7 protein-coding genes are annotated in these 18,418 nt (G+C 65.6%); all 7 read right to left on the bottom strand.

All coding sequences use genetic code 11. The features are described from left to right. On the bottom strand, positions 1–1,209 hold the full coding sequence (locus BJI47_RS10935; protein WP_088943743.1) for a beta-ketoacyl synthase: 1,209 nt from the start codon (positions 1,207–1,209) through the stop codon (positions 1–3). Positions 1,210–1,213: 4 nt separating this feature from the next. Next, positions 1,214–1,477, bottom strand: coding sequence for an acyl carrier protein (locus BJI47_RS10940; RefSeq protein WP_088943744.1), 264 nt, complete (start codon positions 1,475–1,477; stop codon positions 1,214–1,216). Positions 1,478–1,517: 40 nt separating this feature from the next. Continuing rightward, complete coding sequence (locus BJI47_RS10945) at positions 1,518–2,090, bottom strand: 3-hydroxyacyl-ACP dehydratase FabZ family protein (protein WP_088943745.1); 573 nt, start codon at positions 2,088–2,090, stop codon at positions 1,518–1,520. Then, positions 2,087–2,533, bottom strand: a complete 447-nt coding sequence (locus BJI47_RS10950) for a hypothetical protein (RefSeq protein ID WP_088943746.1) — start codon at positions 2,531–2,533, stop codon at positions 2,087–2,089. Before BJI47_RS10950 ends, BJI47_RS10945 begins: the two co-directional genes overlap by 4 nt. Then, positions 2,530–3,270 carry a 3-oxoacyl-[acyl-carrier-protein] reductase gene (fabG, locus tag BJI47_RS10955; RefSeq protein ID WP_088943779.1) on the bottom strand — a complete coding sequence of 247 codons (741 nt, stop codon included), beginning with the start codon at positions 3,268–3,270 and terminating at the stop codon, positions 2,530–2,532. The genes BJI47_RS10950 and fabG overlap by 4 nt, the downstream gene beginning before the upstream one ends. Positions 3,271–3,368: 98 nt before the next feature. Further along, complete coding sequence (locus tag BJI47_RS10960; RefSeq protein WP_088943747.1) at positions 3,369–3,590, bottom strand: MbtH family protein; 222 nt, start codon at positions 3,588–3,590, stop codon at positions 3,369–3,371. After that, positions 3,568–18,417: a non-ribosomal peptide synthetase gene (locus BJI47_RS10965; RefSeq protein WP_176224799.1), complete on the bottom strand. Its 14,850-nt coding sequence runs from the start codon at positions 18,415–18,417 to the stop codon at positions 3,568–3,570. The genes BJI47_RS10960 and BJI47_RS10965 overlap by 23 nt, the downstream gene beginning before the upstream one ends. Position 18,418 lies beyond the last annotated feature (1 nt).

Below are 18,418 nucleotides of genomic sequence, written 5' to 3' on the forward strand. Positions count from 1 at the left end.
TCACCCGACTTTCGAGAGAATGACTATTGCGTTGTTTCCACCGAAGGCGAACCCGTTGTTCTGCACCAGACGAACGTCTGCGGACCGGGCGTGGTTCGGTACCGGATCGATGCCTGTCAGCGCCGGATCGAGTTCGGTGAAATTGATGGTGGGGGGCATGAAGCCGTTGTCGATTCCCAGGCACGACGCGATCACACCGAATCCGCTTGCCGCGCCCATGGTATGCCCGAGCATCGACTTGATCGAGCTCATGGGCGGCGGCTCAGCCCCGAAGACGCTCTTCATCGCAGTGGTCTCTGCCGCATCGTTGGCCGGCGTGCCGGTGCCGTGCGCGCAGATGTAGTCCACGTCCGCGGCGTCGATGCCTGCGTTTGCGTGTGCCGTGCGGGCGCACGCGGCGATACTCGCGGAGTCGGGTGCCACCATGTGGATGGCGTCGCAGTTGACGCCGTAGCCGAGAACTTCGGCATAGATGTGGGCACCGCGTTCGGTTGCGGATTCGAGTGTCTCGAGGAAGATTGCGGCGCCGCCTTCGCCGGTCAGAATGCCGGAGCGGTCGACGTCGAACGGCGAGCATGCCTTCTCGGTCAATGCACCCAGCCGGTAGAAGCCCGCGTGCGCCCAGCGCAGCACCGAGTCCGCGCCGCCGGCGATCATGTAGTCGGCCTCGCCGGACGCCAGCTGGTCGTAGGCATAACCGACCGCGTAGTTGCTGGCCGAGCACGCAGTGGCGATCGTGAGCGCTTCTCCGTTCATACCCAGTTCCACGTTCACGGCTTCGGAGATGCGGGCACTGGGGACGTTCTTGATCAAGTTCGGATCGATGGACGCTGGTCCGTCGGCGAGCGCCGATTCGACGATGAGTTCGATGGATCTCGACTCTCCACCGGTGGTTCCCATGACCGAACCGGCCCGGTGGGTCTCGAGTAGCTCGGGCGAGATCCCCGCGTCTGCCACCGCCAGTCGAGCGGCTGCCGCAGCGAACAAACTCGCTCGGCCCCATTCGCCGGATTCGAGGGTCGACAGATACGAGTCCGGCACGAAGTCGTTGACTTCGCCTGCCATGATCGCCGGGAACCCCGTGGTGTCGAAGGCGTCGATCGCCGAGATACCGCTGCGACCGCCTCTGATGCCCTGACAGAACTCCTCGACGCCGATACCGATGCTGGACACCGGGCCTAGACCGGTGATGACAACGCGGGTACTCATCTCCCTACCAGCCCGTGCGCTCTGCGACGACGGCGTACACCGCGCGAAGGTTCTCCATCCGCGGCAGTTCGGTCTGCGGGATGTCGATCGTGAACTTCTTCTCGAGCTGCGACAGGATCTCGATGGCGCGCAGCGAATCTGCATCGAGCTCGTCTGCGAAATGAGTGGTCTCGCCTACTTCTTCGGTCTCGACCTCGAGGATGTCGGCGACGATCTCGCGGATGTCGTCGAGGTGCTCGGGTGCGTAGGAAATGCTGTCGTTGGTCATGAGAGTATCCGTTTCTTTGAGTGGGAACAGAAATGGTTGGTCACGCGGCGGATGTCGTATCGTCCGTCGGAGGGTGATCGGACAGCGGCCGCACAGCGACCAGCATCGATTCGACCTCCGCCACGATCCGGCCGGCGACCTCGGTGTGACCCGACAGAATGCCGAAGTCACCTTTGAGTGCATCTATCCGAACTCGATGTGAGAGAACGTCTCCCGGGTAGACACTGCCGTGAAAAATGCAATTTCGGATACCGCCGAAGACGAGGGTTCCGTCCCCGGCCGGCACCGACATACGCCACAGGATTGCTGCAGCTTGTCCGAGCGATTCGATCATCAGAGCGGCCGGGTAGGCGAACCGCTCGTCTTCGAACTCGTCGGCACCCCGCGGGTCTCGCGAGAGGTCGACGCTGTCGGTGATGTCCACGTAGCACGGTTCGCTGGCGTTGACCGCCTTCTCGGCGACGATGGACTCTCCGACGGTCAGGTGCGGCACTCGATCGACCAACAGAATCGGCGGTCGGTGCGGCAAGGTATCGAGGATCTGCCGGTACGTCATCGACTGCCCGGTCGACGAGGTCGCCTCGGTGATCGCATCGATGCTGGTGATCGTCATCGTTCGTTTCCTCCCATCAGCAGGGTCATGCGCCCCGCCGTTATGCCGTCTCCGCGTATGCACTGCGCCTTGATGCGCCGGGTTCCCGCAGGATCGGCGGGCTTGCCGGGCAAGGCATGTACCGCGACCTCGAAATGATCACCGGGTCGAATCGGTGCGGTGAACTGAACCGAGACCAGAACTTGCAGCTGCGGCGACGATTCGGGCTCACGGTCGATCAGGAGGGCGCGTGCGGTCTGCACTACGGAGTCGATGGTGAACACGCCGGGGAAGATCGGAACGTCGGGGTAGTGGCCGGACAGGTACGGATCCTCCGCGAGCACGAGTTTGCAGGCTCGTGCGCGGTCGGTCGTCATCTCGACGACGTCGAGACCGATGACCGGTTCGGCCCGTGAGACACGAGCGGCGGCGACCGGGATCGAGGGCGAAACAGACTGGGTCACAGAACCATTCCTCCGTCTACCTGAAGTACCTGACCGGTGATGTACGACGCCTTGTCCGACACCAGAAAGGTGACGACCTCGGCGATGTCCTCGGCAGTTCCGAAGCGGCGCAACGGGATGGAATCCTGCGCCTTCTTCCGCGCCTTCTCGCTCAGGTCGCCGGTCATGTCCGTCTCGACGAATCCGGGAGCCACCACGTTGACGCGAACGCCGTACCGAGCGACTTCCTTGGCGAGCGAGCGAGAGAAACCGTGTATCCCGGCCTTGGACGCCGCGTAGTTGGTCTGGCCGACGTTGCCGTAGACCCCGGCGATGGACGATACGTTGACTATCGATCCCGACCGGTTCTTCATGAACCGGTAGGACAGTGGTCGGCAGAAGTTGAACGTGCCGGTGAGGTTGGTGTCGATGACGTCGTGCCATTCCGAGGACGACATCAGCGCCAGTGGGCGGTCCTTGACGATGCCGGCGCAGTTGACGAGGGTGTCCATTTCACCGAGGGCGTCGATGGACTCGTCGATGAACGCCTCGGCGGCGCCGCCGTCGGAGACGTCGCACGGCGCGTGATGCACGGCCGCCTCGAACTTCTCCAACTGGCGTAGGGTCTCGGTGACCGCCTCGGATTCGTGGCGGTAGCACAGGGCGATGTCGTAGTCCTGAGCGGCGAGCTCGACCGCAATGGCACGTCCGATTCCACGAGAAGCTCCGGTTACCAATGCCTTTCGCTTGGAAAGCATTGCATGTCCTTTCGTTCGTTCGTCCCTGTCGACGCTACTGTCCCGTCGGCCACGAATCTCGGGCGATGCAGCTTCCTGTAAGTCCTGCTGTGCTCGGCTCACGTGTGTGCAGTGTGCGTGGCCTCGTCGACCGATCGTGGGCGCATATCGGTCCAGTTCTCCTCGACGAAGTCCAGGCACGCTGCGCGCGACCCCGGCCCGAAGACCACGTCCCATCCGCCCGGTACGTCGGCGAACTGGGGCCACAGCGAGTGTTGTCCGACTGCGTTGACGAGAACGGAGAATGTCAGATCGTCGTTATCGAACGGATTGGTACTCATGGGCGGTTTCTCCTCCTAGTAGGTGGGTCAGATGTGCACCGATACGGGCGATCGGTTCGGGTCGGGTCATGTCGTTGTGGCCGGCATCGATCTCCACGAACTCGATGGCGTCCAGCGCACCGTTCCACCGTCGGCGTTCGGGTGCGGACGGTCCGTGGTCGCGGGCTGCCGCGAAGACGGTGGCGGGGCCGTCGTAGGGGCGTGGACGATGCTCGGCGGAGAGCCGAGTGTTGTTCTCGAACACAGTTTCCAGGGCACGCACGCGCTCTGCCGTCATATGGCCCAGTACCGAATCCTGCTCGTTGAGTCGGGCAGCGATCGCGGCTGGATCACCCACCGCCCCGCCCACGTCCTCCGGTGGCACTCCAGCCACCGCCAGCAACGCGGCCCAGAGTTCGTCGGGATCCGCTGCGCCTACGCCAGGATCGGACTCGAGCTTGGGGAACGCGTCGAGCAAGGCCAGCAGACCCACCTCGTCTCCTGTCTCCTCGAGCTGCGTAGCCATCTCCTGGGCGACCAAACCACCGAAGGACCACCCGACGACGTGGTACGGACCATGCGGTTGCACTGCCCGGATTCGGTCGATGTAGTCCGAGGCGATGTCGGCAAGGGTGTTCGGAAGCGGCACTGCACCGTCGAGTCCGGCGGACTGCAGTCCGTAGATCGGCACATCTGCCGGAACCGACCGCAGCAAGCCCGAGTAGGACCAGGCGAATCCGCTGGCAGGATGAATGCAGAACAGTGGGGGACGTGAACCGCTGGAACGCAGCGGAAGAAGGCCGTCTAAGCCGTCCGATTCTCCGGTGCTGTCGTCCGATTCGAGCAGCGCAGCAAGTCGACCCGGCGTCGGGGCCGCGAACAGCGCACGCAGTCCGATGTCGGTTCCGAACGTCACACCGATCTCCTTCGTCAGCTTCACCGCCAGCAGCGAATGGCCGCCGAGTTCGAAGAAGTCGTCGTCGAGGCCGACCCTGTCCGCGCCGAGGACCTGCTCGAAGAGCGTCACCACGGCGCGCTCCACCGCGGAACCGGGTGGTGTGTAGTCGGCGTCCGCAGACCACATCGGCGCAGGCAAGCGGTCCCGTACTACTTTTCCGTTGGCAGACAACGGAATCGACGACACCGGCACGATCGCGGCCGGAACCATGTACTCGGGCAGGACGTCGGCGACACCAGCGCGCCACGCAGACTCCGACGGTGGCTCGGTGTGGCCGTCTGAGAGGACCACGTACGCCACCAGCCTGCGGTCGCCCGGTCGATCCTCACGCACCATGGCCGTCGCGGTGACCACCCCGGCGAGGGCGGTCACCGCGGACTCGACCTCTCCGAGCTCGATTCGAAATCCGCGCAGCTTGACCTGGTCGTCGACGCGGTGCAGGAACGTCACCGTGCCGTCGGTATTCCAGTGTCCGACGTCTCCGCTGCGATACATTCGCGCCCCGGGGTCGACGGCGAATGGATCTGCAACGAACTTGGCCGCGGTGGACGCGTGACGGCCGAGATACCCGCGGGCCAGGCAGTTGCCTGCGATGTAGATCTCGCCCGGCACGCCCACCGGTAGTAGCCCGAGCGACGAGTCCAGTACGTAGAAGCGCGTGTTGTCCATCGGCCCACCGATGGGCAGGGGGCCGTCCTCGATCTCGTCTTGCGGCGCGACGGCGAACTGTGAGCAGTTCACCGTGGTCTCGGTAGGTCCGTACATGTTGTAGACGGTGGTGTCCGGGTGCGCGGACCGCCAGCCTGATATCGCAGCACCGGTGAGCGTTTCGCCGCCGAGCAGGAGTTGCCGAGCCGGTGCCAACGACGCAGGCAGTGCGTCCAACAGGGGGAGGTGGCTCGGGGTCGCCTTGAGGAACGTGCACCGGTGCTCGTCGAGGACTCCGACGTCGAACTCGTCGAGGCAATCCAGATCGACCGCCAGCACCGCTCCGCCGCATACCAGGGGCGTCAACATCGCTGTGACGCTGAGGTCGAACGAGATCGACGAGTGCAGGACGGCGAGTCCGCCGATTCCGTCGTAGCTCGACCGGGCGAAACGCAGGTAGTCGGCGAGCGAGTAGTGCTCGATCACGACGCCCTTCGGAACTCCGGTCGACCCACTGGTGAAGATGACGTACGCCGCATCGTGCAAACGCGGAGCGGTCCTGGGGCCGTTGTCGGTGACTTCGCCCGTCGATACGAAATTTTCGATGTAGGCACCGATGTCGACCACTGCATATCGGTCCGAGTACTGCATCGCCGACGCAGATGCAGTGGTCACGATCGAGTGAGGCCGGGTGATCTCGAGAATTCGGGACACTCGCTCCTCGGGCAGCGCGGCATCGATCGGGACGTAGACGCCGCCGGCCTTGGCGATACCGAGCACCGCGACGAACAGCTCCAACGAGCGGCCGAGGCAGATCGCCACGTGGTCGCCTGCACTCACGCCGTCGGCCACGAGCCACCGTCCGAATCCGTCGGACAGGTCGTCGAGCGTCCGGTAGTCGATTCGGTTGCCGTGGTGGTACACCGCGATCGCCTCGGGCGTCCGACGCACCTGCTCTTGGAACATTTCCACGACGGTGTGTTCGGGTGCAGTCGATCCGGTGTCGTTGAAGTCGTGCAGCAACACTCGTCGTTCCTGCTCGGTCACCAGGGGCACGCTGCCGACCATTCGATCCGGTTCTGCCGCGAAGCCGGCGAGCAGCTGCTGCAGCCGTTCTGCCGTGCGTGCGACGGTCCGGTGGTCGAACAGATCGCGGGCATAGTCGATCCGACCGATCAACCCCGACATGTCAGGTCCCTCGGCCAGGTTGAAGGACAGGTCGTACTTCGCTGCTCCGGTTCCGACGGGGACGGCCTCGACCCGCACACCCGGCAGGTCGAACTCGAGCTCGCGGTGATTCTGGAACGAGAGCATCGTCTGGAACAGAGGGTGCCGCGCCACCGACCTGGACGGGTTCAGCACCTCGACGAGCCGTTCGAACGGCAGCTCTTGGTGGGAGAACGCGGACAGCGACCGCTCTCGGCACCGCGTGACCAGTTCCCGGAACGTCGGGCTGCCTGACAGATCGGTTCGCAGCACCAGCGTATTGACGAAGAACCCGACCAACGGCTCGAGTTCGCGATCGGTTCGACCGTCGACCACGGTGCCGATGGGAATGTCGTCACCCCCGCCGATCCGGCCGAGCAAGGCCGAGAGGGCGGCGGTGATCACGACGAAGGTGCTCGTATCGCATTGTGCGGCAAGGGATGCGAGCGCGCGGTGCACCTCGGCGGGCACGTGCAGATCGACGCTACCCGCCTCGAAGGTCGGGTCCGTCGGGCGACGCCGGTCCGTCGGGACCGCGAGCTCCTCGGGCAGGTCGGCCAACGTGTCCTGCCAGTAGGCCAGATGGGGATCGCTCGTACCGCCCGCCTCGCTCGGCCACAGCCGGCGTTGCCAGAGCGCGTAATCGGCGTACTGAACCGACAGTGGCGTCCAGTCGGGTGCTGCACCGGAGAGCCGCGCGGTGTACGCATCGGCCAGGTCCGCGGCCAGCGTGCCCGCCGATCCGCCGTCGGTGGCGATGTGATGCAACGTGATCGCGAGGTAGTGCTCGGCGTCGCTCGAGGCCAGTGTAGTCCTCATCGGGAGATCTGCAGTCAGATCGAACGGCTCTCGCGCTGCGAGCTGTACCTGTTCGATCGGGTTCGACACCTCGGTGCGGACATCGAGTTCGGATACTCGGTCGCTGCAGATCACCTGCGCCGGTTCTCCGTCGACCTCGGGGAAGATCGTACGGAGAATTTCGTGACGGGCGGCGACGTCCGCGAGTGCAGCTCGCAGCGCGTCGACGTTCAGATCGCCGGTCAGTTTCAGAATTGTCGGCACGTTGTACGCACCGGGGTGTGCGTCGAACCGCGCCAGGAACCACAGGCGACGCTGCGCGTACGACAGCGGTAGCACTGCGGGTCGCTCGATCGAGGTGAGCGCCGCCCGCGCCGCGGTCTCCGGTCCCAAGGCGGCTGACAGAGCCATCACCGTCGGGTTGTCGAACACCTCGCGGATCGTCGTCTCCACTCCGAGATTCGCTCGAATTCTGTTGATCAGGCGCACCGCGAGCAACGAGTGCCCGCCCAACGCGAAGAAGTCGTCCTCGATGCCGACGTCGTCGACGCCGAGTAGTTCCGCATAGATCGCCGACACGGCGACCTCCGCGTCCGTTCGCGGCGCCACCCTCTCTCGTCGATCCGAGGTGAGGTCGGCCGCAGGCAGCGCGGCGCGATCGACCTTGCCGTTGGCCGTCAGCGGCAGACGGTCCATCATCACGAATGCGGCCGGGACCATCGCCGCGGGAAGCGCAGACGCAACATGCTTTCGAAGCGAATCCGCATCGATGTCTCCGACCACATGTGCGACGAGAGTGGGGTGTCCGGACGGCCCGATCGGCACCGTGGCGACGCAATCGCTCACGTGCTCGTTCGTACGCAGCGCGGCCTCGATCTCGCCCAGTTCGATCCGTTGTCCTCGAATTTTGACCTGGTGATCGTTTCGACCGATGAACTCAAGTTGCCGATCCGGTCGGTAGCGCACCGTGTCGCCGGTCCGGTACACCCTGCCGCCGGGTTCGCCGAAGGGGTCGGCGACGAACGTCGCCGCGGTACGCCGAGGGTCGCCGAGGTATCCGAGTCCGACTCCGGCTCCGCCGACGTACATCTCGCCGCCGGTACCGGGAGGCGTCGGGCGGAGCCTGTCGTCCAGCACGTACAGGCCGGTGTTGCGGATCGCCGTGCCGATGGGAACGACCGAGTCGCGGTCGTATCGGTCGATGACCGCATGGGTGACGTCGTCACTGCATTCGGTCGGGCCGTACGCGTTGACCAGTGGAACGCCGGTTCGTTCGAGCCACCGGTTGCACAGCTGGCGGGGCAGCGCCTCACCGGTGACGACGAGCCGACGCAGTCGATCGAGTGTGGGCGGTGTGCCACCGGTATCCCAGTCGTCGAGTGCCGCGCGCAGCAGTGACGGGACCACCTCGAGGATCGACGCACCCTCGTTCGCAACGACTTCGAACAGCTGGGCCGGATCGCGTGCACAATCGGCGTCGACGATCCGGACCTGTGCGCCCACCAGCAACGGTGCGAGCATTTGCCAGATGGAGATGTCGAAGCTCAACGGCGCGTTCGCCACGATGACGTCCTCGCTGCGTACGTGCAGCTCTTCGACCTTGGACAGCAGATGGTTGACCATCCCGCCGCGGTGCACCAGAGCGCCTTTGGGTCGTCCGGTGGAACCGGACGTGAACAGTACGTACGCCGGGTGGTCGAACTGCCACTTCGGCCACGACACGGTGCCCGGATCGAGTTCGGACGCGTCGACGACCGCGATCGGTAGCCCTCCTGCAGCTCCGGCGAGCGCGGCCGCGTCGAGCTGGTCGTCGGCCGTGGTCAGAATCAGCACGGCCCCACTGTCGGTCACCTGGCCGGCCAGTCGGTGTACCGGAGCACCCGGGTCCGCTGGGGTGTAGACGCCCCCGACAGCCGTGATGGCCAGTAGCGCGACGACCACCGACGTGCTGCGTCGACTGCAGACGGCGACGACGTCACCTGGCTCGACGCCCCCAGCTCGCAGCGACTGCGCCAGCGCGGCAACCCGCCCGGCCAGAACTGCGTAGCCGACCGTCCCATCGGCATCGCGCACCGCCGGTGCGTCCGGGGTATCGCGGGCGATGCGAAGGACCTGTTCGGTGACGTCGTGCACGGAGGACGAACGCGCGGTGTTGTTCAGACCGGCCTCGAGGTAGTGGCGCTCGTCTGCCGTCAACAATTCGATCGCGCCGATCTCGATGTCCGGGTCGGCGGCGACGCTGGAGAGGACTGCGACGAAACGCTGTACGAGTGCGTGCGCCGAAGCCTCGCCGAGCAGGTCGGCGGAGAAGTCGAATCGGATCGACAATCCGCGTGCGGTTCCGTCCACCACGCGTTCGGTGACGTCGAAGGACAGGTCGAACTGGGCGGCATGCGCATCGACGGGTTCGACGGCCACCGACAATCCACTCAGGTCCAGCTCCGCAGCCGTGTTGTTCTGCAACACCAGCAGTACCTGGAAGAGCGGGTGGTGGCTGTTCGATCGCACCGGATTGAGTTCCTGGACCAGCCGTTCGAACGGCATGTCCTGGTGCGCGAACGCGCTCAGATCCCAATCACGCACTCTCGCCAGCAGTTCCACGAAGGTCGGATTTCCTGACGTATCGGCGCGCAACACCAGGGTGTTGACGAAGAAGCCGATCAGATCGCTCAGTGCTTCTTCACCACGGCCTGCAACCGGTGATCCGATGACGACGTCCTCGCCCGAACCCAACCGCGTCAACAACGCAGACAGCGCAGAGTGCAGCACCATGAACAGGCTCGCGCCTCGTCGTGCAGCGAGGTCGACCAGAGCGGTGTGAATCTCGACCGGAACGGCGACGGTGATCGAGCCGGCCGTGACCGACTCGGTGTCCTCGATCGCGGTGCGTTGCCTATCGAGCGGGAGGTCGAGTGGATCCGGAATACCGGCGAGCGCGTCGCGCCAGAAGGAGGCAGCTTCGTGGTATCGCGAATGCGGATCGGATTCCGCACCCATCGAACGCCGCAGCCAGAGTGCGTAATCGGCGTACTGCACCGCGAGCGCCGGTAGATCGGGAGCATGCCCGGCGACGCGTGCTTCGTAGGCGGTGGACAGGTCGGCTGCAAGCGGAGCCATCGACCACCCGTCACCGGCGATGTGATGCAGCACGATCACCAGCAGATGGTCGTCCGGTGCGCATTCGATCAGTGCCGTGCGCAGTGGGGGATCGGTGGCGAGATCGAATCCCCGCGCGACGATCTCTCGGGCGTCGTGGTGGGTGCCTGCGCTCGATACCGGCACCACCTCGAGCGCGGGTGCGCCCGACCCTACCGGCAAGATCACCTGGTACGGCTCGCCGTCGACCTCCTCGAAGACAGTGCGTAGCACCTCGTGTCGTGCGACGACGTCCCCGAACGCAGCCTCCAACGCGCCGACGTGGACGGATCCGCGGATGCGTAGCCCGATGGGGATCTTGTACGGTGACGCATCCCCGTCGAGCCGATCGAGGAACCACATCCGGCTCTGCCCGTAGGACGTGGGGATGTGCTGCGGCCGGTCGGTGGGAGCGAGGACGGTTGCCGGATCGACCGTGCCGCCGAGTACGTCGATCAGCTGCGCGACGGTGGGGTTCTCGAACAGGTCACGAATAGTCGCCTGCCGACCGACCGTCGAACGAATACGCCCGATCAGTCTGGTCGCAGTCAGCGAGTGCCCGCCGAGGGCGAAGAAGTTGTCGTCGATCGTCACCTCGGCGATACCGAGCACGTCACCGAACAGTGCGCAGAGCGCGGCCTCTTCGTCGCTGCGCGCTGCTCGGCCGTCGGCGTTCGATCGATAGACAGGTTCGGGCAGTGCTCGCCGATCGACCTTGCCGTTCGCCGTGATCGGCAATGCGTCGATCTGTACGAACGCGGCAGGCACCATGTAGTCGGGCAGCCTGGAGGCGGCGAGGTGGGCCAGTTCGTCGGTGTCCAGCGCATCGACACCGTCGCCGACGACGTATGCGACGACGCGTTTGTCGCCCGGGCGGTCCTCGCGCACCACGACAGTCGCGTGCCGGACACCGGGCTGGGCGGCGACGACCGACTCGATCTCACCGAGTTCGATGCGGAAGCCACGCACCTTGACCTGATCGTCGAGACGACCGACGAACTCCAGATCGCCGTTCTCGTTCCACATCACCAGGTCGCCGGTGCGGTACATCCGCGCGCCTGCCGGTCCGTACGGGTCTGCGACGAACGAACCTGCGCTCCGTGCCGGTCGGTGGAGATATCCGGCTGCGACACCGTGACCGGCGATGTAGAGCTCGCCCGCCGCCCCGACACCGCGTCTTGTCAGGTCCGGTCCGAGAACGTACAACCGCATGTTGTCCATCGGACGTCCGATGGGGAGGGTGTCGGGAATGTCGTCCGTCGCGTCGATACGACCGCGGGTGGCGAACGTCGTGGTTTCCGTCGGTCCGTAGCCGTCGGTGAACACGAGTGCGGGGTTGACGGCCCTGACGGCCCGAACGGTGTCGGCGGGAACGACGTCACCGCCCGACCACACTTCCGCGAGCACAGAGAAGCACTCCGGATGCGTCTCGACGAGGACTCGGAACAGTCCGGCCGTCAACCACGCGGCGGTCACACCGTGCCGGATGATCGATTCGGAGACTACGTCTGCGGTGGTGATGCCGAAGGGACTGTCGGCGGCGATCACGATTTCTCGGCCGCGGAGCAGGGGAACCCACATCTCGAACGTGGAGGCATCGAACGCGTGCGGAGAGTGAACCAGCACTCGATCGAAACGAGCACTGTCGAAGGCGGAATCGGCCACCAGCGCGAGCACGTCACCGTGCCCGATCTCCACCCCCTTCGGGGTTCCGGTCGAACCCGAGGTGTACATCACGTACGCGCCGTCGGTCGGGCCCACCGAGTCGAGCGGCAGCCAGTCCACCCGCTCGGATCGACGTAGGGACGGCTGGTCGACGCGCACGATGTGCGCCCGAAAATCTATGTCCCGGTCCGTGACCGAATCGTCCGCCAGCATCACCGGTGCGCGGACGTCGTCGACGATCGCCTGCAGGCGTGTATCGGGGCTGCGCGGGTCCAGCGGGACGTACCGTCCGCCCAGGCCGACCACCGCTACCGTCGCGATCAGTAGCTCGACTCCTCGGCGCAGGCCGAGCAACACCGGGTCACCACGTCGTACACCGTTGTCGTACAGCACATTCAACAGTTCGGACGCTGCGTGTGCGATATCGGCTCTGGTGTATCGATCGGTGTCGGTGATCACGGCGATCGCGTCGGGGTCCTCGGCCACGCGATCGGCGAACACGGCACCGAGGCTCGGTCCGTCGATCGCGGTCGACGAGCCGGTGCCCCACCTCGTGACCTGGTCGGACTCGGCAGCGTCGAGAGCGAGCAACGGTGTGAGCTCGGTGTCGAAACCGTTCGTCAGCGTCTGCACGATCGATCTCAATCGCGACTCGACGGCGTCGACCACGCCTGCGTCGATCCGGTCCGCGCGGTGATCGAGTCGTATCGTCAGGTTGTCTCCGGGCACGACGACCAGCGTCAGCGGATAGTGGGTCGCATCGTGCCCGACGACGGATTTGATCGTGAGATCCCCTGGCAGCGACGTCGATTCGTCGATCGGGTAGTTCTCGAACACCACCAGCGTGTCGAACAGTTCGCCGATTCCGACTGCGGCTCCGATGGCGCCGAGGCCGACGTGGCTGTATTCGAGAACTCTCGATTGCTGTTCCGAGAGGGTCCGGGCCAGTGCCTCGAAGGTGCTGTCGTGATCGATGCGGGTGCGCAACGGAACCGCTCCGATGAAGAGCCCCACCATGTCCTCGACGCGATCGAGGTCGTGCGGACGACCGGACACGGTGGCTCCGAAGACGACGTCGTCGCGGCCGGTCACTGCAGCGAGAACCAGCGTCCAGATCGCCTGGACGGTCGAGTTCAGTGTCACACCGGCAGTGCGCGACCGCGCGGTCAACGCGGCGGTGGTCTCGGCGCTCAGGTCGATCGTGCGCCTCGACACCACCGGATACTTCGACGCCGTCGCATTCTCGGGTCCGGCAACCAGTGTCGGCTCGGTCAGGCCGTCCAATTCTGCTGCCCACACGGCTGCCGAACGTGCGCTGTCGGTTTCGGTCAGCCACCGCAGGTAGTTCTCGAACGGCGGCGGGCTCGGCAGACCCGTCGCCGAACCTCCGTTCTCGTAGAGCTGGAACAGGTCTCGGATCAGCAGCGGTGCCGACCACCCGTCGAACAGCAGGTGGTGATGGGTGAGTGCGAGCCGGTGCGTCCCGCCGACCGAAATCAGAGCCCACCGCAACAGCGGTTGCGCCAGATCGAACGGCTGCGAGCGAATCTGACCGAGTACTGATTCCGCTGCCGCGGTGTCGTTGCCGAGGTCGATGAACTCCCACGGCACGGCTACGTCTGCCGCGTAGACCTGCACCGGTGTCGAGACGTCCTCGTACCAGAAGCGGGCAGTGAGGTTCGGAAATCGTTGTGCCAGTGCGGCCGCGCTGAGCCGAAGCAACTCGGGATCGAGCGACCCGCCGAGCTCGACGACGAGTTGCACGCTGTACAGGGTGCTGACCGAGTCGAATGCCGCATGGAAGAGCAGACCCTGCTGCAAGCCGGAGAGAGGTAGTATGCCGCCGTCGACGACGTCGACCTCGTCGGTGACGAGGTCCACCTCGCGCTGGGTGAGGGCCACCAACGGGAAGTCGCTCGGGGTTCGACCACCCGTTCCGGGGACTCGAGAATGCTCCACTTGAGCGTCGAGTGCCGCGACGAATGTGTCGGCGACGGCGTCGACCTCACCGGCGGTGAGCAATCTCAATGCCCACGAGAACGATGCACTCAGATGTGGGCCGTCGAGCTTGTCCTCGGTCACGAGGGTGACCTCCAGCAGGTGCGGCAACGGTGCGTCGTCGTCGATTCCGCCGCCGATGACGCCCGAACCCGAGGCGACCGACCAATCCTGGACGTCGTCGGACACGGTGAATCGGCCGAGGTAGTTGAAGCCGATCTGCGGACGTCGTTGGCCGGCGAGCGGTACGACGGTCTGTGGGTTCAGGTAGCGCAGCAGTCCGTAGGTTTCTGCGGGCGGGAGTTCTCGCACTTGCTCTTTCACGGATTTGAGCACCGATGCGATCCACGGCGCCGCCGATTCCGGATCGCCCGCCCAACGGCGAGCCGCGTCGGTCGGCACCGACACCGCGACGGGAGAGATGGCGGTGAACCAGCCGACGGTCCCGGTGACATCGAGGTCGTCGTCGCCCGAGCGGCCGTGTCCCTCGACGTCGATCAAGCTGGTGGAGACCTCGGTGTTCGCCGACACTGCTACGGCCAGTGCCGCCAGCAGGTTCTCCGAGATCGTGGTCCCGTAGAGGGTCGGTACATCGGTTAGTAGGCGAGCAGCCGTTGCAGGCGGGATCGTCACCGTTCTGGTGCGCACCGTGGCGACCGTGTCCAGACGCGGATCGAGTTCCTCGGTGCGCAGTTGCGTACCGGCAGCATCGATCACGTCGAACCACCGATGGAACGAGCCGGAGACGGCCCCCGCGCGGTCGACGAGTGAACGGGCCCACTGCCGGAAACCGGTGGGTACCGAGGCCGCCGCCGCGCCGGCCCCTCCGCACGCGCGGTAGGCGACGGCAATGTCGTCGAGCAGGATTCGCCAGGAGACACCGTCGACCGCAAGATGGTTGATGCACACGACGAGTCGACCGGGGCGATGTCCGTCGGCGACCACCACGAACTGTGCCATCACACCGTCGCTGGGCCGCAGCCGCGCCCTCGCGGCCATGGCCTCCGCGGCTACCACCGAGTCGAGGTCACCCGCCGCGTCGACGTGCCGAACGAGATCCACCGATTGGACCTCACCCGCAGGTGTCACGTCGAGACTCCACAGAGCCGGGCGCTTGTCGCCCTCGGCCTTCTCCGAAATGCGGTCCGCTCCCTCCACCGTCAACCGCAACCGGAGGCTGTCGTGGCGGTCGAGCACCATCTGCAGCGCCGCAGCCAGTCGACGGGCGTCGAGATCGGCGGGAACGGCGACGGTGACGGCCTGGCAGAAGTCGTCGACGTGGGCGCCTGTCTCGCGTAGCCAGTGCATCGTGGGGGTCAGTGGGACGGGTCCCGACACCGCACCTGATGCCTCTGGTGTCGGATCGGCACTCGTGACCGCGCCGGATTCGGTGGCAGCCGACGTTCGGGCCGCGATCAGCGAGGCCAACGCCCGCGGCGTCCGATTGTTGAAGACGTCACGGGGAGTGAAGACGACGCCTGCAGCTCGGGCACGCGAGACCAGCTGCATGGACACGATGCTGTCGCCACCGAGGTCGAAGAAGTTGTCCTCCGGTTGCACGCTGTCCACACCGAGAACGTCGGCGAACACTGCACGGAGGGCAGATTCGGTGTCGTCGTCGGAGTGCGTCGCCTTCGGCGCGCTGTCGGATTCGGTGGGACGGGCCATGAGTTCGGGCAGGCGTGCGATCAACGCGTTCCGGTCGACCTTGCTGCCGTTGCGCGTCAACGGCAGTTCGTCGACCGCCACGATACGAGCCGGGACGAGGAAGTCCGGCAGCGTCGCGGACAGTCGCGTTCGCAGTTCGGTTTCACTCGTGGACTGTCGATCGCACCGGACCACCGCGACCAGCCGTGCGGGTCTGCCGGTGTCGCGCAGCACGAGAACCACAGCCCCGACGACGCCGTCGAGGGCAGCGACAGCGTTTTCCACCTCGCCGACCTCGACACGATGGCCGCGGATCTTGACCTGGTCGTCGGCCCGTCCGACGTAGTAGGCGCGCCCTGCCTCCCAGCGGGCGAGGTCACCCGTTCGATACAGGCGCTCCCCGCGGGGTGAAAACGGGTTCGCCACGAACCGTCCGGCGGTGGTTCCCGGCCGGTTGAGGTACCCGCGTGCGAGACCGAGACCGCCGACGTAGACCTCGCCGACATCACCCGGTGCTATCGGCGACAGCATCGTGTCGAGAATGTGGACCTGCGCGTTCTCCAGGGGAGTACCGAGGGACACAGCCGCAGCCGAACCCAATCTCTCGCTGATCGTGGCCGCCACGGTGACCTCGGTGGGACCGTATGCGTTAATCAGACGGACTCGCTCGGACCAGGCCGTCACGAGTTCGGTGGAGGTGGAATCACCACCGACGACGACGGTGGTCGACGCCGGCAGTGGCGTGTCGGTGGGGACGGTGGCAAGCACGGCCGGGGGGATCAAGGTATGGGTTATCTCGCCTGCGATCAGCAACTCCGCGAGCTCTTCGCCGACGTGGGGGCCTGCCGGCGGGATCACCAGCGTGCCTCCGGATCCGAAGGCCAGCAGAATCTCGAGTACCGAGGCGTCGAAGCTCGGCGACGCGAACGCCAGAACGCGACTGTGCTCGTCGGCGCCGAAGCGATCCACGATCGACGAGCTGAACGAGGCGAGTCCGGTTGCGGACACGGCGACGCCCTTGGGCACACCGGTGGATCCGGACGTATAGATCACGTACGCCAGGTCGGCGGGATTGCACGTGGCACGGTCGTCGGACACCACCGGTGCGCTGTCGACGTGTCCGAGCTCCGCGCCGTCTCGAACGACGAGCACCGGAGCGGAGTCGTCGATCATGAACTCGATGCGGTCTTCCGGGTACGACGGATCGATGGGTAGGTACGCCGCGCCTGCTCCGGCGACGGCGAGGATTGCCACGATCAGTTCGGCCGAGCGCGGCAGCACCAGCGCCACGATGTCGTCTGGACCGACACCTCGTGCGATCAACGACCGCGTGAGGCTGCGCGCGCGGTCCCCGAGTTCGCGGTAGGTCAGAGTGGTGGCGTCGAGTGACAGACTCTGCACCGCGATCGAATCCGGGTGCCGGTCGGCGGTCTGCTCGAACAGGTGCGCCAGGGAGAGGCGGTCCGTCGGCCGTGCCGTGTCGTTCCACCGGTCCCACACAGCGATCTCGTTCTCGGACTGCAGGTCCAGGCCGGCAATCGAGACCTCCGGGTCCCTGCAGAGGGCTTCGAGTACGCGGTGCAGTCGAGCGGCGATGGCGGCACCATCGAACCCGCTCCAGTCCGCTGCGTCGATCCGAATTTTCACGGTGTCCGACGGGAAGGCGACGATTGTCAGCGGGTAGTGCGTGGCCTCGACGGTCTGCACCTCACCGAGTGAGAGTCCCTCCGCGACTGCGCTGTCGGAATCGAGTGGATAGTTCTCGACGACCGTCAAGCTGTCGAAAAGCTGACCGACGCCGGCGATACGTTGTGCCTCGGACAGTTTGACGTGGTGGAACGGCATGAGCTCGGTCTGTTCGGCCTGCAGTCGGCACAGCAATTCCGAGACCGTTTCGGCGGGATCCAGGCGCACCCGAACCGCGATCGTGTTGATGAACAGGCCGACCATCGACTCGATCCCGCGGACCTCTGGTGGACGTCCCGAAACCGTCGATCCGAATACCACATCGTCACGGTTCAGCAACCGTGCGAGCACCAGCGCCCATGCGCCCGACACCACGGTGTTGAGGGTCAAGCCGCGGTCACGGAGTACTCCACGCAAGTGGGCGGTGAACTGCGGATCGAGTTCGAACCAGTGTTGTCGTATCGGACCCGACGGCGCCGCATCGGCGATCAGCGACGGTTCGATCGGCTCGGCCAGTGATCGCCGCCACGCCGTCGACGCTGCGTCGGCGTCCTGCGCGGCCAACCAGTCTGCATACCCCCGTGCGGCCGGTGGGTCGGCCAGCGCCGCACCTGCCACACCCTTGTCGTACAGCACGAACAGCTCGCGCGCGAGAAGCGGCATCGACCAACCGTCGAGGATGAGATGGTGGTTGGTGATCTGCAGAATGTGGTCGTCCGTCGCCACCTTCAGCAAACGGAATGCGATCAGCGGTGCGGACCCGACAACGAATTCTCGGTCCGACGCCGCAGCTCGTTCGAGGGCCGATGTCCGTTCCTGCGCTGTGAGTTTGGTCAGATCCTCACTCGTCCAGCGAGTAGGTGCCTCGCGGGTGACGACCTGTACGTATCCGCCGGATTTGCGCCCGACGAAAGCACTACGGAGAGCGTCGTGCCGCCGGTGCAGCTCGTCCACCGCGCTCCGCAGCCGGTCCGCGTCCAGTGCGCCGCGAAGGGGCAACCGGACCGCGACGACGTAGGACTGCGAATCTCCGGACAACGAATGGAACAGCAGCCCTTCCTGCAGCGGGCTCAGATTCAGAATGTCTTGTACACGTGGCTTGGTCACA

This window comes from Rhodococcus sp. 1168 (genome assembly GCF_002091955.1).
Lineage (GTDB): Bacteria > Actinomycetota > Actinomycetes > Mycobacteriales > Mycobacteriaceae > Rhodococcoides.

Bases quoted from the DNA above. Each gene is read 5' to 3' on its own strand.
- BJI47_RS10935 (WP_088943743.1), bottom strand. From the start codon at position 1,209: ATGAGTACCCGCGTTGTCATCACCGGTCTAGGCCCGGTGTCCAGCATC.
- BJI47_RS10940 (WP_088943744.1), bottom strand. From the start codon at position 1,477: ATGACCAACGACAGCATTTCCTACGCACCCGAGCACCTCGACGACATC.
- BJI47_RS10945 (WP_088943745.1), bottom strand. From the start codon at position 2,090: ATGACGATCACCAGCATCGATGCGATCACCGAGGCGACCTCGTCGACC.
- fabG (WP_088943779.1), bottom strand. From the start codon at position 3,270: ATGCTTTCCAAGCGAAAGGCATTGGTAACCGGAGCTTCTCGTGGAATC.
- BJI47_RS10960 (WP_088943747.1), bottom strand. From the start codon at position 3,590: ATGAGTACCAATCCGTTCGATAACGACGATCTGACATTCTCCGTTCTC.